This is a genomic window from Craterilacuibacter sp. (assembly GCF_051659485.1).
Taxonomy (GTDB): Bacteria; Pseudomonadota; Gammaproteobacteria; order Burkholderiales; family Chromobacteriaceae; genus Craterilacuibacter.
This window is the reverse complement of the sequence record NZ_JBOFOO010000054.1, coordinates 1-21,530: the sequence shown is the minus strand read 5'-3', so window position 1 is coordinate 21,530 and position 21,530 is coordinate 1. Positions and strand designations below refer to the sequence as shown.

The 21,530-nt window shown below is 56.1% G+C and carries 21 protein-coding genes and 1 pseudogene; 8 read left to right on the top strand and 14 right to left on the bottom strand.

Going from position 1 to position 21,530, the window contains the following annotated elements; genetic code table 11:
• From ACRC1E_RS01720 to ACRC1E_RS01700, 5 genes and pseudogenes are all read right to left on the bottom strand, one after another.
• Positions 1-862: pseudogene (locus tag ACRC1E_RS01720) on the bottom strand (GGDEF domain-containing protein); the annotation flags it as partial.
• A gap of 68 nt (positions 863-930) precedes the next feature.
• On the bottom strand, positions 931-1,230 hold the full coding sequence (gene ftsB / locus ACRC1E_RS01715; RefSeq protein WP_438513380.1) for a cell division protein FtsB: 300 nt from the start codon (positions 1,228-1,230) through the stop codon (positions 931-933).
• A 10-nt stretch (positions 1,231-1,240) separates the two neighbouring features.
• Positions 1,241-2,524, bottom strand: coding sequence for a phosphopyruvate hydratase (gene eno, locus ACRC1E_RS01710; RefSeq protein ID WP_438513379.1), 1,284 nt, complete (start codon positions 2,522-2,524; stop codon positions 1,241-1,243).
• Positions 2,525-2,617: 93 nt separating this feature from the next.
• Positions 2,618-3,469 carry a 3-deoxy-8-phosphooctulonate synthase gene (kdsA, locus tag ACRC1E_RS01705; RefSeq protein WP_438513378.1) on the bottom strand — a complete coding sequence of 284 codons (852 nt, stop codon included), beginning with the start codon at positions 3,467-3,469 and terminating at the stop codon, positions 2,618-2,620.
• A gap of 49 nt (positions 3,470-3,518) precedes the next feature.
• Positions 3,519-5,153, bottom strand: a complete 1,635-nt coding sequence (locus ACRC1E_RS01700) for a CTP synthase (protein ID WP_438513377.1) — start codon at positions 5,151-5,153, stop codon at positions 3,519-3,521.
• Positions 5,154-5,431: 278 nt separating this feature from the next.
• Between ACRC1E_RS01700 and rpmB the strand changes: the two genes are divergently transcribed.
• On the top strand, positions 5,432-5,665 hold the full coding sequence (rpmB, locus tag ACRC1E_RS01695; protein WP_438513376.1) for a 50S ribosomal protein L28: 234 nt from the start codon (positions 5,432-5,434) through the stop codon (positions 5,663-5,665).
• A gap of 15 nt (positions 5,666-5,680) precedes the next feature.
• On the top strand, positions 5,681-5,836 hold the full coding sequence (rpmG, locus tag ACRC1E_RS01690) for a 50S ribosomal protein L33 (protein WP_101707235.1): 156 nt from the start codon (positions 5,681-5,683) through the stop codon (positions 5,834-5,836).
• 76 nt (positions 5,837-5,912) lie between these two features.
• Here the strand turns inward: rpmG and ACRC1E_RS01685 are convergent, their stop codons facing one another.
• The 9 genes from ACRC1E_RS01685 to ACRC1E_RS01645 are packed head-to-tail and all read right to left on the bottom strand — an operon-like array spanning position 5,913 to position 14,152.
• On the bottom strand, positions 5,913-6,710 hold the full coding sequence (locus ACRC1E_RS01685) for a uracil-DNA glycosylase (protein ID WP_438513375.1): 798 nt from the start codon (positions 6,708-6,710) through the stop codon (positions 5,913-5,915).
• Positions 6,707-7,114: a ribosomal protein S18-alanine N-acetyltransferase gene (rimI, locus tag ACRC1E_RS01680; RefSeq protein WP_438513374.1), complete on the bottom strand. Its 408-nt coding sequence runs from the start codon at positions 7,112-7,114 to the stop codon at positions 6,707-6,709. The genes ACRC1E_RS01685 and rimI overlap by 4 nt, the downstream gene beginning before the upstream one ends.
• Positions 7,115-7,143: 29 nt before the next feature.
• Positions 7,144-7,812, bottom strand: coding sequence for a tRNA (adenosine(37)-N6)-threonylcarbamoyltransferase complex dimerization subunit type 1 TsaB (gene tsaB / locus ACRC1E_RS01675; protein ID WP_438513373.1), 669 nt, complete (start codon positions 7,810-7,812; stop codon positions 7,144-7,146).
• A gap of 32 nt (positions 7,813-7,844) precedes the next feature.
• Positions 7,845-9,068 (bottom strand): EAL and HDOD domain-containing protein, encoded by a 1,224-nt coding sequence (locus ACRC1E_RS01670; RefSeq protein WP_438513372.1) that lies wholly within the window; start codon positions 9,066-9,068, stop codon positions 7,845-7,847.
• A gap of 8 nt (positions 9,069-9,076) precedes the next feature.
• Complete coding sequence (locus tag ACRC1E_RS01665) at positions 9,077-10,972, bottom strand: chemotaxis protein CheA (RefSeq protein ID WP_438513371.1); 1,896 nt, start codon at positions 10,970-10,972, stop codon at positions 9,077-9,079.
• Positions 10,973-11,023: 51 nt separating this feature from the next.
• Positions 11,024-11,755: a protein phosphatase CheZ gene (gene cheZ / locus ACRC1E_RS01660; RefSeq protein ID WP_438513370.1), complete on the bottom strand. Its 732-nt coding sequence runs from the start codon at positions 11,753-11,755 to the stop codon at positions 11,024-11,026.
• Between the two features lie 36 nt (positions 11,756-11,791).
• On the bottom strand, positions 11,792-12,181 hold the full coding sequence (gene cheY, locus ACRC1E_RS01655; protein WP_438513369.1) for a chemotaxis response regulator CheY: 390 nt from the start codon (positions 12,179-12,181) through the stop codon (positions 11,792-11,794).
• Positions 12,182-12,227: 46 nt separating this feature from the next.
• Positions 12,228-13,163 carry a chemotaxis protein gene (locus tag ACRC1E_RS01650; RefSeq protein WP_438513368.1) on the bottom strand — a complete coding sequence of 312 codons (936 nt, stop codon included), beginning with the start codon at positions 13,161-13,163 and terminating at the stop codon, positions 12,228-12,230.
• A gap of 41 nt (positions 13,164-13,204) precedes the next feature.
• Entirely contained in the window at positions 13,205-14,152 is a 948-nt protein-coding gene (locus tag ACRC1E_RS01645) for a chemotaxis protein (RefSeq protein ID WP_438513367.1), read from the bottom strand.
• A 184-nt stretch (positions 14,153-14,336) separates the two neighbouring features.
• On the opposite strand from ACRC1E_RS01645, the gene ACRC1E_RS01640 reads away from it, so the two are divergent.
• The 6 genes from ACRC1E_RS01640 (at position 14,337) to arcC (ending at position 21,501) form a co-directional block, all read left to right on the top strand.
• Positions 14,337-15,515, top strand: a complete 1,179-nt coding sequence (locus ACRC1E_RS01640) for a sensor histidine kinase (protein WP_438513366.1) — start codon at positions 14,337-14,339, stop codon at positions 15,513-15,515.
• A gap of 108 nt (positions 15,516-15,623) precedes the next feature.
• On the top strand, positions 15,624-16,523 hold the full coding sequence (gene gluQRS / locus ACRC1E_RS01635) for a tRNA glutamyl-Q(34) synthetase GluQRS (protein WP_438513365.1): 900 nt from the start codon (positions 15,624-15,626) through the stop codon (positions 16,521-16,523).
• Positions 16,524-16,692: 169 nt separating this feature from the next.
• Positions 16,693-18,018 carry an amino acid permease gene (locus ACRC1E_RS01630; RefSeq protein ID WP_438513364.1) on the top strand — a complete coding sequence of 442 codons (1,326 nt, stop codon included), beginning with the start codon at positions 16,693-16,695 and terminating at the stop codon, positions 18,016-18,018.
• 101 nt (positions 18,019-18,119) lie between these two features.
• Positions 18,120-19,349 carry an arginine deiminase gene (locus tag ACRC1E_RS01625; protein ID WP_438513363.1) on the top strand — a complete coding sequence of 410 codons (1,230 nt, stop codon included), beginning with the start codon at positions 18,120-18,122 and terminating at the stop codon, positions 19,347-19,349.
• 96 nt (positions 19,350-19,445) lie between these two features.
• Complete coding sequence (locus ACRC1E_RS01620) at positions 19,446-20,453, top strand: ornithine carbamoyltransferase (RefSeq protein WP_438513362.1); 1,008 nt, start codon at positions 19,446-19,448, stop codon at positions 20,451-20,453.
• A gap of 97 nt (positions 20,454-20,550) precedes the next feature.
• On the top strand, positions 20,551-21,501 hold the full coding sequence (gene arcC / locus ACRC1E_RS01615) for a carbamate kinase (RefSeq protein WP_438513361.1): 951 nt from the start codon (positions 20,551-20,553) through the stop codon (positions 21,499-21,501).
• Positions 21,502-21,530 lie beyond the last annotated feature (29 nt).

Genomic DNA, 21,530 nt, shown 5'->3' with positions numbered 1-21,530 from the left:
TGCTGATCTGCCCGAGCAGATAGCTGTCCGAGCCATTGAGTTCGGCGATATTTTGCAGCAGCAGGGTCAGCAGATTGCTCAGCCCGGACACCAGCCGCTCGTCCTGCTGTTTTTGCAGTTCAAGCGTCAGCAGGAAGGTTCGCAGCTTGGCGGTAAAATCCAGACGCGCGGCTTCGCTGTTTTCCAGATCTTCCAGTTGCTGTTGCAAAGCTTGGTAGCTGTCCAGCAGGGCAGGGTAGTGGATCAGGCGCGGCTCGACACCGTACTTGAGCGTCAGCATGATGGCGCTGCTCCAGCCTGCATCGCTGTTGTCTGCGGGGAGAGCGCTGGACGGGATGGCGGCTAGCGGCTCTGCCTGTTCGGCGGTCACTGCCGAGTGCTGGCCCCGGCTCCAGTCGTGCAGTAGCTTGTGCAGCTTCTGGTTGAGCTCTTCGGGATTTTTGCCGAAATTAATGATTAGCCGCTCGAGTGCACTTTGCTTATAGGCTTGCGTCAGCTCAGGGTGGCGAACTTCCCATACCCGCAGCAAGGACAGGATCAGATTGCCCCAGTTGTCGGCCAGTTCGCGTTCGCGTACATGCAGGGTAATCAAGTCTATGCACAGCTGTGGCACTTGTTCCCACGCTTCGCTATCCAGCGCCTGATTCAGGCGGGTTAGCCCCAAGCGGTAGCTATGGCCTTGCGGGCTCAGGCTGGCAAAAGCCTGCGTCAAAAGCTCGGTCAGTCGGTGCTTGCGCGCCACGCCGTTGCCGGAAACCTGAGCATAAATTTGCGCGAAATTTTCCGGAGTAGGCAACAACTGGCGGCTGGCCAGTTGTTTGAGCGTTTCACGTGCAAGATCGGTAGGATTTTGTGTTGTCATCGGCCACGCCGGGTTGTATTGGTCAACAGCGATGTAATTTTGCTGCCTGTCTGTCCGGTTTTCCGGTCCTAGTGGGTGCCGCCATTTTTATTGGCGGCATGATCCAGCAGCTGGAAAAATACCTCACCCGGGCGGATCATGCCAAGTTCATTTCGCGCCCGTTCTTCGATGGCGGCTGTGCCTTGCTTCAGATCGCGTACTTCAGCGTCCAGTGCGGTATTGCGGGTGGCCAGCTTGAGGTTGGCCACCTTTTGCTCTTGGACTTGCTGGTCAAGCTGCCAGACCCTGAGCCAGCTGCCCTTGCCCAGCCATAAGGGCCATTGCAGGGCAATAATCAGGGTGACTAGCGTCAGGGTCAATGCGCGCATGAGTTTCAGCTTATTTCAGGTTGTAAAAAGCAGCACGGCCAGGGTACCAGGCCGCATCGCCTAGCTCTTCTTCGATACGCAACAGCTGATTGTACTTGGCCATGCGGTCGGAGCGGGACAAAGAGCCGGTCTTGATCTGCATGCAGTTGGTCGCTACGGCCAGATCGGCAATGGTGCTGTCTTCGGTTTCGCCCGAGCGGTGGCTCATTACGCTGGTGTAGCGTGAGCGCTTGGCCAGATCCACGGCTTTCAGGGTTTCCGACAGGGTGCCGATCTGGTTGACTTTCACCAGTAGTGAATTGGCGATACCGCTTTGAATGCCTTGCGCCAGAATGGCCGGGTTGGTGACGAAGATATCGTCGCCCACCAGCTGTACGCGTTCGCCCAGGCGTTCGGTCAGGATCTTCCAGCCATCCCAGTCATGCTCGCTCATCCCGTCTTCGATCGAAATGATAGGGTAGGTGTCGGCCAGATGGGCCAGATAGTCGGCAAACTCGGCCGAGCTCAGCGACAGGCCTTCGGCGGTCAGGTGGTAACGGCCGTCGCGGTAGAATTCGCTGGAGGCGCAATCCAGCGCCAGCACCACATCTTGGCCTGCGATATAGCCGGCTGCATCGATCGCTTCCAGAATCAGCAGGATCGCGTCTTCGTGGCTGGTCAGGTTGGGCGCGAAGCCGCCTTCGTCGCCTACCGTGGTGGCGTAACCTTTGCCATCACAGATTTTTTTCAGGGTATGGAAAATCTCGGCACCACAGCGCAATGCCTCACGGAAGGTACTGGCACCGACCGGGATAATCATGAATTCTTGGATGTCGAGCGTGTTGTTGGCATGTGCGCCGCCATTGATCACGTTCATCATCGGTACCGGCAAGGCCATTGGGCCTGCACCGCCCAGATAGCGGTACAGAGGCAGGCCTGCATCTTCGGCAGCGGCACGGGCGACCGCCATGGAGACGGCCAGCATGGCATTGGCGCCCAGACGGCCCTTGGTCTCGGTGCCATCCAGCTCGATCAGGGTGCGGTCGATAAAGGCCTGGTCGGATGCGTCCAGACCGATGATGGTTTCGCAGATTTCGGTATTGATATTTTCAACGGCTTTGAGTACGCCTTTGCCGAAGTAGCGGCCCTTGTCGCCATCACGCAGTTCCAGAGCTTCTTTTTCGCCGGTCGAGGCGCCGGAGGGAACGGCTGCGCGTCCCATTACGCCGGACTCGAGCAGTACGTCGCACTCTACCGTCGGATTGCCGCGCGAATCCAGAATCTCGCGAGCGATGACGTCGATGATAGAACTCATGGTGTATCCCCTATTTCCATTGCAGTGGTTGATTGTGACCAGTTAAAGCTTCGGCCAGACTAGTGTCTGGCCGAGCATTTCAAGCTTTTATTTTCAGAGCGAATGTTCAGGCCATGGCGAGGCTTTGACCAGCGCATCCAGATCGCGCAGTGTGGTCAGCAGTTCTTTCATGCGTCCCAGTGGCCAGGCATTCGGGCCATCCGACAGTGCTTCGCACGGATTGGGATGCGTTTCCATGAAAATGCCTGCCACACCGGCCGCAACGGCGGCACGGGCCAGTACCGGTACGAACTCGCGCTGGCCGCCGGAAGAGGTGCCTTGTCCGCCCGGCAGTTGTACCGAGTGGGTGGCATCATAAACGACCGGGCATCCGGTTTCGCGCATGATCGCCAGCGAGCGCATGTCGGAAACCAGATTGTTGTAACCGAACGAGGCCCCGCGTTCGCACGCCATAAAACGGTCGGCCGACAGGCCGGCTTCCAGCGCAGCAGCCCGTGCCTTGTCCAGCACGTGCTTCATGTCGCCGGGCGCCATGAACTGGCCCTTCTTGATATTCACCGGCTTGCCGCTGATGGCGACGGCGCGGATGAAGTCGGTCTGGCGGGCGAGGAAGGCCGGGGTTTGCAGTACGTCGACCACGGCCGCAACATGGGGCACTTCGTGTTCGTTGTGGACGTCGGTCAGGACCGGTACACCGATCTGGCGTTTGACTTCGGCCAGAATGCGCAGGCCTTCTTCCATGCCCAAGCCGCGGAACGAAGTACCGGACGAGCGGTTGGCTTTGTCGAAGCTGGATTTGTAGATAAAGGGAATCCCCAGTTCGCTGGTGATTTCCTTGAGTGCGCCAGCCGTATCTATCGCCATCTGCTCGCTCTCGATGACGCAAGGGCCTGCGATCAGGAATAGCGGGTGATTCAGGCCGACTTCGAATCCGGTCAATTGCATGGTCTTGTCTCCGTAAAGCCGGGCCGCATGTACGGCCCGGTGCCGTCTATCAGGCTTGTTCGGCTTGATAGGCGAGGGCAGCCTTCACATAGGCGCTGAACAGCGGGTGGCCGTCGCGCGGAGTGGAGGTGAACTCAGGGTGAAACTGGCAGGCAAAGAACCAGCGATGGCTAGGCAGTTCTATGGTTTCAACCAGTTTTTCATGGCCAGCCGAACGGCCGCTGACGCTGAGGCCGGCTTGTTCTAGGCGCGCTACGTAGTAGTTGTTTACTTCATAGCGGTGGCGGTGGCGTTCGCTGATTTCATTGCTGCCGTAAACGGTAGCCGCCAGCGAGCCTGCTGCCAGTTCGCACGTCTGTCCCCCCAGGCGCATGGTGCCGCCCAGATTGGAGTTTTCGTCGCGGGTCTCGATCTTGCCGTCGTGGTTAACCCACTCGTCGATCAGCGCCACCACCGGGAAGTCGGTGTCCAGATCAAATTCGGTCGAGTTGGCTCCGCTCATGCCGGCAACGTCGCGCGCATATTCGATCAGGGCGATCTGCATGCCCAGGCAAATGCCCAGATACGGGATATTGTTCTCGCGTGCATACTTGACCGCCAGAATCTTGCCTTCTACACCGCGCTTGCCAAAGCCGCCCGGTACCAGAATGGCATCCATGCCCTGTAGCGAGGCGACACCTTCACGTTCCAGTTCTTCCGAGTCGATATACACGATGTCGACTTGGGTACGGTTGTGGATGCCGGCGTGCTTGAGTGCTTCGGACAGCGATTTGTACGATTCGGTCAGGTCGACATACTTGCCGACCATGGCAATCTTGATCTCGTGCGCCGGGTGCTCAATCGCATCGATGATATTGTTCCAGGCCGTCAGATCAGCCTTGGGCAGGTCCAGCTGCAGGTGCTCGCAGATGATGTCGTCTATGCCCTGATTGTGCAGCATCGATGGCACTTTGTAGATGGAGTCGGCATCGTAGCAGCCGATAACGGCATTTTCTTCTACGTTGCAGAAGAGCGCGATCTTGCGCTTTTCTTCTTCAGGCAAGATGCGATCCATGCGGCACAGCAGAATGTCCGGCTGGATACCGATTTCGCGCAGTTCTTTCACCGAGTGCTGGGTAGGCTTGGTCTTGATTTCGCCCGCCGTCGCGATGTAGGGCACATAGGACAGGTGTACATACAGCGTGTTTTTGCGGCCCAGATTGGAGCGCATCTGGCGGATGGCTTCCAGGAAAGGCAGTGATTCGATGTCACCGACGGTGCCGCCGATTTCGACGATAGCGACATCGACATTGCCCGCACCCTCACGCAGCTTGTGCTTGATTTCGTCGGTAATGTGCGGAATTACCTGCACCGTACCGCCCAGATAGTCGCCGCGGCGCTCCTTGGCGATGACCGATTCGTAAACCTGGCCCGAGGTGAAGTTGTTGGCCTTCTTCATCTTGGAGCTGATGAAGCGCTCGTAGTGGCCGAGGTCAAGATCGGTCTCGGCACCATCTTCAGTTACGAAGACTTCGCCGTGCTGGAACGGGCTCATGGTGCCCGGGTCAACGTTGATATAGGGGTCGAGCTTAAGCATGGTGACTTTAAGCCCGCGCGATTCGAGGATAGCAGCGATAGACGCAGCAGCAATACCCTTGCCCAGGGAAGATACGACGCCACCGGTCACGAAGATGTACTTGGTCATGGGAGTACTACTCTGTGGGAATCTGGGATTTTAACCTGAATCGCGTCACAATTGAACACGTGATGTTGATCTCTTGTTATGCTTGTTGTGGATGCAGGTAAATGCAAAGCTGCTGTTTTACCGGAAAAAACTGCTGGCGCTCCGTATTAAATCCGTTACAATGGCAGCCGGTTTTGTGCGGGCCGGGGCTTGCCCTTAGTTGTCCGCCTTCTAGCTTGCTTATCTGCTTGTTTTTATGATATAAAGCCGGTTTTTACCGGTTTTGGGAGTGATTAACCATGGCGCGAGTATGCAAAGTCACCGGCAAGCGTCCGATGACCGGGAACAACGTTTCCCACGCCAATAACAAGACGAAACGTCGTTTTCTACCGAACCTGCAGTACCGCAAGTTCTGGGTTGAAAGCGAAAACCGTTGGGTGCGCCTGCGCGTTTCCAATGCAGCCCTGCGTACCATCGACAAGAACGGTATCGAATCCGTTCTGGCCGATCTGCGTACGCGCGGCGAAATCTGATAGCGAAGGATCATCATGCGCGACAAGATCAAGCTCGAATCGACTGCTGGCACTGGCCACTTTTACACCACGACCAAGAACAAGCGCACTATGCCTGAGAAAATGGAGATCAAGAAGTTTGATCCTGTTGTCCGCAAGCATGTGCTCTACAAGGAAACCAAGCTTAAGTAAGCTTGAATTTCTTGAATTGATCGTAAAGAACCATTCGCTGGTGCACGGCGAAGGGTTTTTTTTATCTTTTTTTCGCCTAATCGGCAGTGCTTTTTTTCATGATGTCTTTAGCACGCAAGATGTCTTGCCAGACGGCTGCTTTTTGCAGCTGGTTACGCAAGAGATAAGCCGGGAGAAAACTGGCTATGACAGGAATGCCCTGATAGTCGTGCACGCGGCCACGCAAGCTGGCGATGCTTTCTTTGCTTTGCAGCAGTGTCTGGCTGGCGAAACGTCCGAGTGTCACGATCAGTGCTGGGCGCAGTAATGCAATTTGTGCGGCCAGATATGGGTGGCAGGCGTTGATTTCATCCATCTGCGGGTTGCGGTTGATAGGCGGCCGGCACTTCAGCATATTGGTGATATAGACGTCATCTGCCTTATCCAGCCCGGCAGCCTGTAATATATTGTCCAGCAGCATGCCGGCACGTCCGGCGAATGCTTCACCCTGCAAGTCTTCGTCTTCTCCCGGTGCTTCCCCAATAAACAGCCAGCGTGCTTGCGGATTGCCGCGGCCAAATACGGTCTGAGTCCGCGTGTCGCAGAGTGGGCACTCGCGACAGCGGGCAACTTCATCCTTGAGTTCGTTCCAGCTTAGCGCCTGCAGGTTTTTATGCCCGTGATCGGTCATCGGCCGAATGGGTACGCCTGAATGGGTCTTGTCTGTCTGGTCTTGCTGAATGCTAAGGGCGGGGGGAGCGCTTGCCGAGATCACGGCTTGCCGTGGCACCGGTTGTTCGGCGGGCTCCGGCGCAATATGGACATATTCCATATTGCGTCTATGCCATAAGGGGCCGATTCCCATTGCCTCTACCAGCGTCAGTCGCCGGCTCATAGTAGCGCCTCCATCAGGATGGCGTGTTCAGTGCCCCCGGAGAGGCGGTAGTAGTTCTTGCGCAGGCCGTTCTGGCAGAATCCTTCGCTCAGATAGAGCCCTTGTGCAGCCTGATTGCTGGCGCGTACTTCGAGTAGCATATTGCGCGCGCCCTGTTGTCTGGCTGTATCCATGATTTGCTGTAGCAGATGCCGGGCGTGACCTCGGCCCTGATGCGGCAAGCTGGTGGCAATATTCAGCAGGTGGACTTCATCCAGTATGCTCATGCATACGCTCCACGCCAGAATGTCATCTTCTTGGCACAGCAGAGTGAAGCTGTGGCCCGCTTGCAAAGAGTCGCTGTAGTCGCGTTCGCTCCATGGGTGCGGGCTCGCGGCAGCTTCCAGTATGGCCAGCCGCGGCATGTCAGCCGCCGTTGCTGTGCGTACGCATCTCATTTGCGGCTTGCCTTTTGCTCGTGTGTGGTCAGGGCAATCTTGTTGCGCACGTACAGAATCTCGGTTTGATGTGCCGGCAGGGCAGGGTAGCGGCCACTATCGGCCAGCGTGATCAGTGCATTGGCGTGCGGGCGCAGCGTGGCATCGATGCTATCCAGCAGCGGAGACAGTCGTGGCAGCAAGGCGCTCTCATAGTGCAGGAAGCCATCACCGATTGCATTCCAGTGACCATCTTGCAGAATAATCTCTTCCGGATTACAGACGCGGATGCCATCAAGCCGTACGCCTTGTGCGTCATAGCATGCGCTATAAACCTGACCCATGCGTGCGTCCATGCAGACCAGTGATTTTTTTCCTGTCGCCTGAATGGCTATGGTATCCAGCGTCGGTATGGCGATTATGGGCAAGTGGTTAGCAAAAGCCAGTCCTTGCGCAATAGCACAGCCGATGCGGATACCGGTAAATGAGCCCGGCCCCTGGCTGAAGGTAATGGCATCCAGCTGATGCAGGCCGATAGCCAGTTCTGCTAATAGGGTTTGCAGGGTAGGGAGTAGCAGTTCGGCATGTTTCTGGCCGACCTGCTGGTGAAATAGCACGCACTTGCCATGGTGACGAATGGCAAGTGACAGGTGATCGGTCGAAGTGTCTATGGACAGTAGGTTCATTACGGGCGCAGAAACGGGCGGTAAAACGCCGATTATAAACCCAGATTCTCAACCCAACCGAGTGCCTCGGCGTGCAATGCATTTAATTGTGTCGCTGAAAGGCCGGCAGCATGTGCAAGATAAGCAATTTGTTCAAGCTCTGGTGACTCGAGTGAGCGTGTCAGAGCCAGTAGCGAAGCACCGGTACCGGGTTTACCCAGTAAGGCCGCCTCCACTTCCTTGGGAAGTTGCAAATACCTGAGTGCTTCAATCATCGGTATTTTTAGTATGACGTCTAGTAGCGAAAACATACCGCTAATGAATAGTAGGTCGGTGTTCTCTTGAGAGAGCCCTTGCTGCTGGCCGATATTTTCCATCAATCGGGCGCGGGTAATGGCGGCCCGTTGCAGCGGGGCGCTGACTTGAGCGTTTGTATTATTCGTAACCAGCAGTAGGGTCAGCCAGCGATAGAGCTTGCGGTAGCCTAGTACGGTAATGGCATGTGTAAACGAAGTGATGCGGATGTGGTTGCCGGCAGCTGCCGAGTTGACAAAACGCAGCAGCTTGAAGGATAGGGCCAAGTCTATTTTGAGGATGGCCTCGATCTGATCGATATCGGCATCGCAGCGTACCAGATTGAGCAGGTTCAAGGTGTTGACCATCCCCGGGTGGATAATGGTCGAGCTTAGTGTCTCGGGTTTGGCGAAATAAAAGCCCTGATAGCCATCCATATCCAGTTCGCGGCAGATGCTGTAGTGCGCCGGTGTTTCTACCCGTTTGGCGATACGTTGGATGGGGTAGCTTTTCAGTTGCGCATTGATACGCATGAATTGTTGCGGGCATTCGCGCTGGATATCCAGCTTGGCGTACTGGACTTGGTCCAGATAGGCCTCGCTGCCAGAATCCAGTTCGCTGCAGTCAAGGGAGAAAGTAAATCCTTGTGTGCGTAATATGCGCATGCGATCCAGTATTTCGCGCGAGGGTGGCGTATCGGTCGATAGCTCCAGTACGATTTTACGTGGCGGCAATAGCTCGATGAGCTCGCTCATCAGCATGGCTTCACCCACATTGACAAAGGCGAGCTTGTCTCCTATCAGCCAGGTGCTGGCCATGTCTCCCAGTATGCTGGTGAGTATCTGGGTGTCGGCCTCCAGCGGGGAGAAATCGCCGCTGTCCGGGCTGGTGGCATCACGACGGAACAGCAGCTCATGACCTAGCAGTTGCTGTTGTCTGTCGATGACAGGTTGGCGGCCGACAAAGGTGGAGATTGGGGGCATTCGTGTTTTCAATAGGTGATCAAATCCAGATGACGCGAGTGGCCGCTTGAGCCGGCCGTCGTTTCTTGTTGTTGCTTGAGCAAGTCTTCCATATCCAGCACCAGTACGACCGAACCGTCGCCGGATAGGGTGGCTCCGGCAACCCCTCTGGGGCGGATGTTTTCCAGCGGCTTGATGACCACATCGTCGCGACCGATAAAAGAATCGACAGCCAGGATGAAGGCGCGTTCGGCCGACTGCATCAGCACGCCAAAGGCGGGTGCCTGGGTCGGTGCCCACTGCAGCAGTCCTGTCAGCGTTTTGAGTGGCAGAATTTCATCGCGCACGACGATGGTCGGTCGGCCGGAAACTTCCTGCATGGAGGCCGCTTCGATCGGGATGATTTCACGTACCATGGCCAGCGGCACGGCAAAGGGCTGGTCACATACCCGTACCACCAGTACCGGCAGGATAGCCAGTGTCAGTGGCAAGGAGATGCTGATGCGCGTGCCTTCACCCTGTATCGAGTTGATATCGATGCGGCCATTGAGCTTCTGGATATTGGTGCGCACCACATCCATGCCTACGCCACGGCCGGAGACACTGGAAATCTGGTCTTTGGTCGAGAAACCCGGCAGGAAAATCAGTTGCAGCGATTGCTTTTCATCCAGCGAGTTGGCTGTTTCCGCATCAATCAGCCCCTTTTCTATGGCCTTGCGCCGCAGCATCTCCGCGCTCATGCCCTTGCCGTCATCGGTAATTGAAATCACGATGTGATCACCGATCTGTTCGGCCGACAGATGGACAGCCGACTGCGGGCTCTTGCCGGCGGCAATGCGCTCTTCGGTAGACTCAACGCCGTGATCGACAGCATTGCGTACCAAGTGGACCAGCGGATCGTTCAGGTCTTCGATCATGGTTTTGTCGAGTTCGGTTTCTTCACCGGTAATGACAAGATCGACTTCCTTGCCCAGCTGGCGTGCCAGGTCGCGAGCCAGACGCGGATACTTCTGGAATAGGCGGCCTATCGGCTGCATGCGGGTTTTCATGACCGCATTTTGCAAATCGCCAACCAAAAGATCGAGCTGGCTGACCGCTTCGTCCAGCGAGCGCAGGGTATTGGTTTCGGTATTGCCCTGCAGGATTTCGGTACGCAGCGTCGTCAGCCGGTTTTTGGTCAGGCCGATCTCGCCGGACAGGTTGAGTACCTGATCCAGGCGATGGGTATCGATGCGTATGGTGTTTTCCTGCGGCGGCATGGCATTGCCGCCCGCTGGCTGCTTGACGGTTTGGCGCGGCGCGGGGGCGGCTGGCTGGGCTTCGGCGACCGGGTGAGGTGCCTGTGCCTGTCTCTCGGCAACCGGCTGCTTAGGCGCTTGCGGCGCTGGTGTTGCCTCTACCCGTAGCGGGGATGCCGCTTGGGTGATTGCACTATGCAGTAAGGCCCAGTCAGGACTGCCCGGTAATGGGAGTGACACTGACGCCTGAGCGGTCGGCGCCGTAGCGGAGGCATGGGCGGGGCGGTCTACATTCTCGCCCGCCAAGGCCGCATCCAGTGCGGCCAGTAATGCCGCATCCGGCATGGCCGGCATCACGCCCTGACCCATGCGGCCGAACATGTCGCGCACTGCACCGGTAGAGTCCATGATGATGTCCATCAGGCCTTGCGACAGAATCAGCTCGCCATTACGCAGCTTGTCGAACAAGTTTTCCGTGCGGTGGCACAGGGTCACCATGGGGGCGGCACTCAGAAATCCGGCGCCCCCTTTGATCGTGTGAAAACCACGGAAAATATCGTTCAGCAACGCTTTGTCGTTGGGGCGCTTTTCCAGTTCGACCAGCTTGTTGTCTACGTCCGAGAGTAACTCGGAGGATTCAAGCAAAAAGTCCTGAAGCAGCTCTTCCATGCCGGCAAACTCGCTCATATCGGCTACCTTCCTTACACGTATTATTTTGTTCGTAACAAGCCTGGCAACTTAGAAACCCAGACTCTCAAGCAGGTCGTCGACCTGCTCCTGATTTGCCACCACATCGCTACGGTTTTCCGGATTAATAACCGGGCCATTTAGCAACGATGGAGTACGTTCAACTTTTTTCTGCGGCGGGGAATGCTCTATCAGTACGGATAGCAGTTCGCTTTCCAGTACCTGCACCATTTCCATGACTTTTTTGATGACCTGACCGGTTAAATCCTGAAAGTCCTGCGCCATCATGATTTCAAGTAACTGCGTATTGGTATCGCGCGTATGCAGTGGAACACTGTTGAGGTAGTCGCGGGTCGAGGTGGCCAGTCGTTTGAATTCTTCGACCGATAGCTGGTTGGCAAATACCTGCTCCCACTTTTCGCCAAGAACCAGCGCATCCTTTTCCAGCTTTTCCTGAATGGGCCCGGCAATATCGGTTGCATTCAGTACACGCTCGGCCGCATTTTCAGTCAGCGTCGCAATATAGGATAAGCGCCCCTTGGCATCGGGAATCGCATCGGCCACCTTGCTGAGCGATTTGTCGTAGCCCATTTCACGCAGGGTGTCGTGCAGTTTGCGGGTGATCTGCCCGATCTGGGCGTAAATCTCTACCTGCGCATCAACTGCCGTATGGCTAGGCTGCGGTTCGGCAGGTGCTTGCCAATGCTGGTTTTGACTGGCAATGCTATCGAACAGCGCTTCGAGGTCTGGCGAATCGCCGCTCTCTAAAAAGTTTTCCGACACGGTCTCTACTCCTAAAACAGGCTGCGCAATGCGGTTTTACTTGTTGACGGACTGGAAAATCTTATTGATTTTTTCTTCCAGCGTGGCCGCGGTAAATGGTTTGACGATGTAACCATTTGCGCCGGCGGTCGCTGCTTCGATGATGTTTTCCCGCTTGGCTTCAGCGGTGATCATCAGGAAGGGAAGATGGCGCAGTTGTGGCTCGGCACGCACGGCTTTAAGCAACTCAATGCCGGTCATATTCGGCATATTCCAGTCGGAGACGATAAAATCGAAACTCTGGTTTTTGAGCTTGTGCAGGGCAACCTGTCCATCTTCGGCTTCGTCTACATTGGTGAAGCCCAGTTCTTTGAGTAGATTACGGACGATGCGGCGCATTGTTGAGAAATCGTCCACGACGAGGAAGCGGGTGTTCTTGTCTGCCATGAGTGCTTTAATCCTGATCAAATCTTCAATAATGCGGGCCAGTTTACTACCCCTGCAGGTAGGGGAGTAGTGTGTCTGCCAAAACGGCCGGATCAAATTTGGCGACATAGGCATCGACACCTACGCTGGCGCCCATGGCCCGGTTGGCATTGGATGACAGCGATGAGTGCATCACGACAGGAATACCGTCGAAGCGGCGATCGGCCTTGATCAAACGGGTCAGTACATAGCCGTCCATCTCCGGCATTTCTGCATCCACCAGAATCAGCTTGAGTGTGTCATGCAGCGACTCATCCTCTCCAAAGCGGCGGCTGGCAAAACTTTGCAGGCGATCCCATGCTTCGCGCCCATTGGTGGCCTGATGATACTTGACGCGCATCTTGTCCAGTACGCTGGTGATTTCCTTGCGTGCCACGACCGAGTCATCGACGAAGAAGGTAAATTGCTCGCTAGTGGTCTGGGCTTGCGGGACATCCGGTACTTTGGTTTCACCGATCGCGCTGGCGAGTATTTGCTCGACGTCGAGAATGGAAACCAGTTTGCCATCGTCCAGTTCGGTCACTGCGGTAATCAGCGTTTGTGTACTGGCATTGAGCATGTTTTCCGGTGCGCGCACCTTGTCCCAGTCAACGCGGATAATTCGATCGACAGAATCAACCAGAAACGCCTGAGTGCTGCGGTTGAACTCCGTGACGATCATGGTTTCGTATTTACGCGTGGTATCGCCACTGGCGATGAATTTCGCCAGCGAGATCACCGGAATGATGTTGCCGCGCAGCGAAATAACCCCTTCTACGCCTAGCGGCATATTCGGTGTTTTGGTGACATGCGGGGTTTGCGAGACTTCGCGCACTTTAAATACATTGATCCCGAAGGTTTCGCGTGTCCCCAGCGAAAACAGCAGGATTTCCATCTTGTTGGAACCGGCAAGCTTGGTGCGCGCGTCTACCGAAGCAAGCAAGGAAGCGTCTGTCGCTGACAAGGCCAATTTATTCCCCTTTAATCATCTGTGTAGGGCAAGGCTCAAAGCTTGAGCATTTCGCGGATCTTCATCGAGAGCTTTTGTGGCTCGAATTTCGAGACATAAGCGTCTACGCCTACCGATTCACCGAGCTTCTGATTGGAATTGCCGGACAGCGAGGAATGCATCAGGACCGGAATGCCGGCAAAGCGCGGATCGCTCTTGACCATGCGGGTCAGCATGTAGCCATCCATTGCCGGCATTTCAACGTCGGTCAACACCAGTTGCAGGCATTCTTTTACCTTGCGTCCGGACAGTTCAGCCTGAGTTGCAATTTTTTGCAACTCTTCCCACGCCTGCATGCCATTGGGGGCAAAGGCAAAGCGTACATTCATGGCTTTTAGCGTGCGCTCAATCTGGCGGCGGGCAACGGCTGAGTCATCGGCAAAAAATACCATGCAGTCCTGCGGCACCGGCTCGATATTGGCGAAATGGTGGCTATCGTTGTCTTCGGACATCGCCGTTTCGGCCAGGACTTTTTCCACGTCCAGCATCATGGCCAGCATGCCTTTATCCAGCTCAGTCACCGCGGTTACCAAGCCCCCCATGCGGTTGGTGATCATGTCGGGAGGGACGCGCATGGCCGTCCAGTCCAGGCGCAAGATGGTATCGACCGCCTCGACCAGAAAGCCTTGAGTGTGGCCGTTGTACTCGGTCACGATCATGATTTCCGGTTTTTTCTCGCTGATCACGCCGGCGTATTTGGCCAGATCAATCACCGGAACCAGCGTGCCGCGCAGGCTGACCATGCCTTCAACCGAGCTGGGCATTTCCGGTGCCGAGGTGATTTCCGGTGTACGCATCACTTCGCGCACCTTGAATACATTGATACCGAAGATTTCCTTGCGTCCGGTACGCTGGTCTACGCCCAGTGAAAAGAGCAATATTTCCAGCTTGTTCGTGCCTGCCAGCTTGGTTCGGGCATCGATTTTTTTGAGTAGCTCAGACACAAAAACCTCCGGTACTGGTGCAGTTTGCTGATTTTATTGGTTATTTCCCGCTATGGATTACGGTGGCCAGCGGGAAATAGAGCCAGCTGTATATGAATATCCAAGCTGGCACCTGTTTTAGTACATCTAGCTAGAAGCCATTATCCTACGATTAAATTGTTTTTTACACACTGAAGCTGAATTAATGACAGATAAAGTTACAGGCGCGAGCGAAAAATACCGGCTGGAGCAAGCTTTTGCCCAGTTTAATCAGGTTTCGGGTGAGTTGATTGGCGCTTATCAACTGCTGGAAGATCAACTGGCCGTACTCAATAGCAAGCTGGCTGAAGCTAATAACGAATTGCTCAGACGTGCGGCAGAAAATGAAGCATTGGCCGGACGTTTGTCCTTGCTGCTGGAATCTTTGCCTGCCGGTGTCGTCGAGATCAGCCAGGCGGGAAGGGTGGTGATGGCGAATCCGGCAGCAGGCGAGATGCTGTCAGGTCTTGCCCTTGATGAAGACTGGTCTGAAGTACAAGCGGCGGGCTTACAGCCGACAGGCGCAGACGATACTTTTCAGGTGTGTAGCGGCACGCAATGCCGGCGCGTACAGATTCAGCAATGCGTGTTGCCGGATGGTGTCCTGCTGCTGTTGCATGATGTGACGCGTCTGCATCAGTTACATGATGCTTTGGCTACCCAGGAAAAACTGGCATCCATGGGGCGTATGGCGGCGTCGCTGGCACACCAGTTACGCACGCCGCTGGCGACTGCGATGTTGTATGCAGCCAATTTGCAACACCAGGGCTTGCCGGACAGTGAGCGCCAGCGCTTCTCGGGCAAAATCATCGACCGGCTGCGGGCTTTGGAAGGGCTGATCCAGAATATGCTGGGTTTTGTCCGGACTTCAGCACTGCAGGAGCCGGTGTTGCTGGCGGAGTTGTTTGATGAACTGGAAGCGATGATACGTCCGCAAAGCGAGCAGTGTCAGCTCGTGCTCAGTTGTGTACGTGCGCCTGACTTGAAGGTGGTGTTGTCAGGCGAGCGCAAGGCCTTGCTATCCAGTTGGGTCGCGTTGGCAGAAAACGCCTTAGCCCACACGCCGGCCGGCGGGCAGCTTGCCCTGACGCTTGAGGCTTGTGGGCATGAGGTCTGTTTTTCGGTAGCCGACTCGGGGGCGGGTGTGAGTGAGGAAATACGCGAGCGTATTTTCGAGCCTTTTTTTTCCGGGCGAGTGGGCGGGACCGGCTTGGGCTTATCTATTGTCAAAAAGGTCGCCGATGAAATGGGCGGACAGATAGAGGTCGGCCGCAGTATCTGGGGGGGGGCAAGGTTTGAAATGCGTTTTAATTTGCCTGCTCCGGCGGCTTTGGGAAATGCTTAAATCTGCTTTCTATGTTTACTCCATGCAGCACATCGGTTAAAAAGACCCCCTTTTTATATTTTGCATGGACTGTTGCGTGATTGTTTCTGCGCACAGGCGCATCGCTATATGAACGTGCCACTTTATCGTGGGCGCTTTGCCCCCAGTCCGACCGGGCTGCTGCATGCGGGCTCGCTGACTACCGCTGTCGGCAGTTATCTTGATGCGCGCTCGCAGGGCGGAGAATGGTTGTTGCGCATTGAGGATCTGGATACGCCACGGCAAATGCCGGGCGCGGCGGCTGCCATTTTATCTACGCTGGAAGCATTTGGTTTTGAATGGGATGGCGAGGTCGCCTATCAAAGCCGGCGTCATGCTCGTTATGATGCGGCGCTTGCGCAATTAATTACGCAAGCCGATGCCTATCCTTGCGCCTGCACGCGGCAACAGATAGCCGCTACGGCCCTTCGCGGTGCCGATGGCTATGTGTATCCCGGCGCCTGTCGTCAGGGCTTACCGCATGGTGCGGCTGCCCGAGCGTGGCGCTTGCGTTTACCTGATGAGCGTATTGCTTTTGTTGATGCGCTGCAGGGGCTCTATGCTCAAGAATTGTTGCAGGATATTGGTGACTTTGTACTTAAGCGTGCGGATGGTTTCTGGGCTTACCAGTTGGCGGTGGTTATCGATGATGCCGATCAGGGCATCAGCGATGTGGTGCGCGGGGCGGATCTTCTGGTGTCTACGCCGCGCCAGATCGCACTGATGCAGCTATTGGGCTTGCGTGTGCCGCGTTATTGCCATCTGCCTTTGCTGCTTAACGCCAGTGCAGAAAAACTTTCCAAGCAGACGCTGGCCCCCGCTATCCGTGCCGAACATGCAGCTGCCGAGTTGGCTTTAGCGCTGGCGCGTCTTGGGCATCAGCCGCCCGAGCCTGATATGGATTTGCCGGCACTATGGCAATGGGCATTGGCCAACTGGTCGCGTGCTCGCGTGCCGGCAGGCCCGATTGTTATTGCCTGTATGACATGACTTACCAACACATTCACTTTTATAAGGGGGAATCTATGTCGGCTTTATGCATGTATCCCGAACAGGGGGCGCTACCGATGTCGGCCCCTGATTTGATCATTCTGTGTGCGCATCTTGGTGCACGCCATACGAGGCCGGGCTGCTTGCTGCCTGCCGCAGGGGAGTTGTCATGAGTAGTGCGCCGCAAAACAAGAGGGTACTGGGTGTCTGGATGTGCACGGCACTGGTACTGGGCAATATGATAGGTTCCGGCGTGTTTTTACTGCCGGCTTCGCTGGCCTCTTATGGCGGAATCTCGCTGATAGGCTGGGCACTGACATCGGCCGGTGCCATTTGTCTTGCCTTGGTCTTTGCCCGACTGGCCGCCATGATCCCCAAGGAAGGCGGCCCCTACGCCTATATTCATGCCGGCTTCGGTGATTTTGCCGGTTTCTGGATCGCATGGGGGTACTGGATTGCGCTGTGGGCGGGTAATGCGGCGCTGGCTGTTGCCGCCGCTAGCTATTTGCAAGTGTTTATTCCGGCTGTCGGGCAAAGCAATCTCTTTGCCGGCGCGGCTGCAATTTTGCTGGTGTGGATCGTTACGCTGATCAACCTGAACGGTGCCAAGAGCTCCGGGATTGTTGCCGTAGTGACCACCATCATCAAGCTGCTGCCTTTGGCTGCGGTGACTATTTTCGGCTTTATTCATATGAATCCGGACAATCTGGTGTTCAATCCGGAAAACAAGCCGGTGATGAGCTCGGTTGCCGCGACTATGGCGCTGACACTGTGGGCATTTTTGGGGCTGGAATCGGCTTCGGTGCCGGCTGGCGATGTCAAGGACCCTGAAAAAACCATTCCGCGGGCAACGGTAATCGGTACTTTGCTGGCCGCAGCACTCTATATGCTGAGTACCATTGCGCTGATGGGCTTGATGCCGGCCAGTGCCTTGGCCAACTCTCCTGCGCCGTTTGCCGATGCTGCCCGGCTGTTGTGGGGCGACTGGGCCTATTATGCCGTCGGTGCGGGTGCCATTGTCGCCTGCTTCGGTGCACTCAATGGCTGGTGTTTGATGCAGGGGCATATTCCGGCCGCAGCGGCCAGCGATAAGCTGTTTCCCAGGGCCTTCTCGCGCCACAATGCCAAGGGTGTGCCCAGCTTCGGTCTGGTGTTGTCCAGTACGCTGGTAACCGTGATGCTGGCGCTTAAATATGCCGGCGGCGACGGCGGGGTGCAGATTTTTGAGTTTGTCATCTTGCTGGCAACGGCAACGACCTTGCTGCCTTATGCCTTCTGCGCCATGGCTTTGCTGGCGGTGATGCTGCAGCGGCGCGAACAGTTTTCGCCACGTGACTGGGTGGCGCCGTTGACCTTCTCCACCTTGGGTTTTCTGTATTCCTTGTGGGCCATTTATGGCTCTGGCGCTGAAGTGGTGATGTGGGGCATCATCCTGTTGCTGCTGGGTTTGCCGGTGTATGTGTGGCAAATCAAGGAGCGCACAGAAGCCGAGTAAATTTTTCGGTATATGGCTATCGCTTTGCTATAACCAAGGCGGTAGCCGAGGAAGATGAGTCTTCCCGGTATCCATTTTCATGATGGAAAAAGGGAAGAGTCATGAGTAAATTTGGTGTTCATTCCGAGTGCGGCAAGCTCCGAACCGTGATGGTGTGCCGGCCCAATCTGGCACATAAGCGGTTGACCCCGGGCAACTGTCACGATCTGTTGTTTGATGATGTGATCTGGGTGGAGCGGGCCCAGCAGGATCACGACTACTTTACCGGCCAGATGCGGGCACGGGGTGTCGAGGTGCTGGAAGCGCATGATCTGCTGGCGAGCACCATGGATGACAAGCTGGCGCGCGAGTGGGTACTGGATCGCAAAATTCGCCCGAATACTGTCGGTGTCGGCATGCTGGCCGATCTTAGAAGCTGGCTGGATGAAATGCCGTCCAAGCAGCTGGCGGATCATCTGGTTGGTGGTATCGCCAAATTTGAATTGCCGTTCGACGCCAAAGGCCTGTTTGGCGGCTATCTAGACCAATCCGATTTTGTCACCATGCCGGTGCCCAATATCCTGTTTCAGCGCGATCCGTCCTGCTGGATCTATGGCGGGGTGACCTACAACCCGATGTATTGGCCTGCCCGTCGTCAGGAAACCCTGCTGATGGAAGCCATCTATAACTTCCATCCCTATTTCGCCGGCAATGTGCATGCCTGGTGGGGGAATAGCGACGTCGACCATGGTCCGGCCACGCTGGAAGGTGGCGATGTCATGCCTATCGGCAACGGTGTCGCCCTGATCGGCATGGGTGAGCGCACCAGCCCGCAAGCCGTGGTGCAAGTCGCTAAAAATTCGCTCGGTCATCCTGATGGCCCAACCAAAGTCATTGCCTGCCAGATGGGCAAGAGCCGCGGTGCCATGCATCTGGACACCGTGTTTTCCTTCCTGGACTACGATTTCGTTTCCATCTTCCCTGATGTCGTGAATGAAATTGTCTGCACGACCATCACTGCCGGTGACAAACCGGGTGAACTCAAGTTCGAACGCCATACCGAATCCTTCCTTGATGTCGTTGCCCAGTCTCTGGGGCTGGCCAAGTTGCGGGTACTGGAAACCGGTGGCGATGCCTATCAGCGTGAGCGCGAGCAATGGGATGACGGCAATAACGTCGTGGCACTGGACCGCTCGGTCGTGGTGGCTTACGACCGCAACACCCATACCAACAAGCTGATGCGCGATGCCGGTGTCGATGTAATCGAGATCCCGGCATCCGAGTTGGGGCGTGGTCGAGGCGGTGGCCATTGCATGACCTGTCCTATCATCCGTGACGCGATTACGCTTTAAGCCGTATCTCGTTTAATTTCTCACTAGCATGGATCTCCCGCCTGCAGGTGCAGGCTGGGGTGTGTAGTCGTTGTAATCATTTATCAGGAGCGTCAAATGGCTTTCAACCTCAAGGGTCGTGACTTTTTGAAAGAGCTGGACTTCACCCAGCGCGAACTGCAACACATGCTGGATCTGGCGCGTGACCTGAAGCGTGCCAAATATGCAGGCAATGAGGAACAGCGGATGAAGGGCAAGAATATCGCCCTGATCTTTGAAAAGACTTCGACCCGCACCCGCTGCTCGTTCGAAGTGGCAGCCCATGATCAAGGCGCGCATGTAACCTACATCGATCCGTCCAGCTCGCAACTGGGTCACAAGGAGAGTATCGCCGATACCGCCCGCGTCCTCAGCCGCTTCTACGATGCCATCGAATTCCGCGGCTTTGCCCAGGACGATGTGGAAGAGCTGGCCAAATATGCCAGCGTTCCGGTCTACAACGGCCTGACCGATGCATGGCATCCAACACAGATGCTGTGTGACGTGATGACCATGACCGAAAACTGCAACAAGCCGATGTCGCAAATCGCCTACGCCTATGTAGGGGATGCCCACAACAATATGGGCCACTCGCTGATGGTGATCGGCTGCCTGATGGGGATGGATGTGCGCATTGCCGGGCCTAAAGGGCTGGAGCCGGATGCAGAACTGGTTAAACAGTGTCAGGAAATCGCCAAAAAATCCGGTGCCCGCCTGACCGTAACTAATGATCCTAAAGTGGCAGTGAAGAACGCTGACTTTGTTCATGCCGACGTATGGGTATCGATGGGCGAACCCGTCGAGCGTTGGGGCGAGCGTATTGCCCTGCTGACGCCGTATCGTATCGATGCGGCACTGATGGCTTCTTCCGGCAACCCGCACATCAAGCTACTGCACTGCCTGCCGGCTTTCCACAATACCAATACCAAGGTGGGTAAACAGGTGGCTGCACAGTATCCGCAGTTCACTGACGGCATCGAAGTGACGGACGAGGTATTTGAAGGGCCGTCTTGCCTGGCTTTCGAGCAGGCTGAAAACCGTATGCACACCATTAAGGCCATTATGGTTGCAACCATAGGCAGCTGACCGTAAGAGGTGCTTAACGCGGCCGACACGACCTCAGGGCGGGTCGGCCTTTGTTTTGCCTTCTGTCGCCAGTCATCCGCTATTGAAAGGAAAGATTATGCGTGTAGTAGTGGCTTTGGGCGGTAACGCCCTGCAGCGTCGTGGCGAAGCCATGACGGCCGACAATCAGCGCGCCAACGTCAAAATCGCTGCCAAGCAACTGGCTGCCGTCACCCGTTTGGGGCATAACCTGGTGATGTGTCACGGCAATGGTCCGCAGGTGGGCTTGCTCGGCTTGCAGAACGATGCGTATGCCCGTCTGGTGGACTCTACGGTGACGCCTTATCCGCTTGACGTGCTGGGGGCGCAAACCGAAGGCATGATCGGTTATATGATCGAGCAGGAACTGGGTAACGAGCTGCCGTTCGAAGTGCCGATTGCCACCATCCTGACCCAGACCGAGGTAGACCCGAAAGACCCGGCTTTTGCTAATCCGACCAAGTTTGTCGGCCCTGTCTACACCAAGGAAGAGGGCGACAAGCTGATGGCCGACAGGGGCTGGATAGTGAAGGCTGACGGCGACTACTACCGTCGTGTCGTGCCTAGCCCCAAACCCAAGCGCATCTTCGAGATGCGCCCCATCCGCTGGCTGATCGAAAAAGGCGTGGTGGTGGTGGCGGCGGGTGGCGGCGGGATTCCGACCATGTATGACGACACCGGCAAAACGCTGGTCGGCGTCGAGGCGGTGATCGACAAAGACCTGACCTCGGCCTTGCTGGCGCGTGAAATCGATGCCGATTACTTCGTGATCGCGACCGATGTGGCCAGCGTGTTTGTCGGTTGGGGAACACCGGACGCCAAGGCGATCAAGATGGCGCACCCAGACGAAATGGACAAGCTGGGTTTTGCCGCCGGCTCCATGGGCCCCAAGGTCGATGCTGCCTGCGAGTTTGCCCGCCTGACCGGCAAACGTGCGGTGATAGGCGCGCTGGAAGACATCGAGAAGATCGTCAAGGGCGAGGCCGGCACCATCATCACCACCGAAGTCAACGGTATCGTGTGGTATTGATGTGAAGTAGGGAATAGGGAATAGGGAAT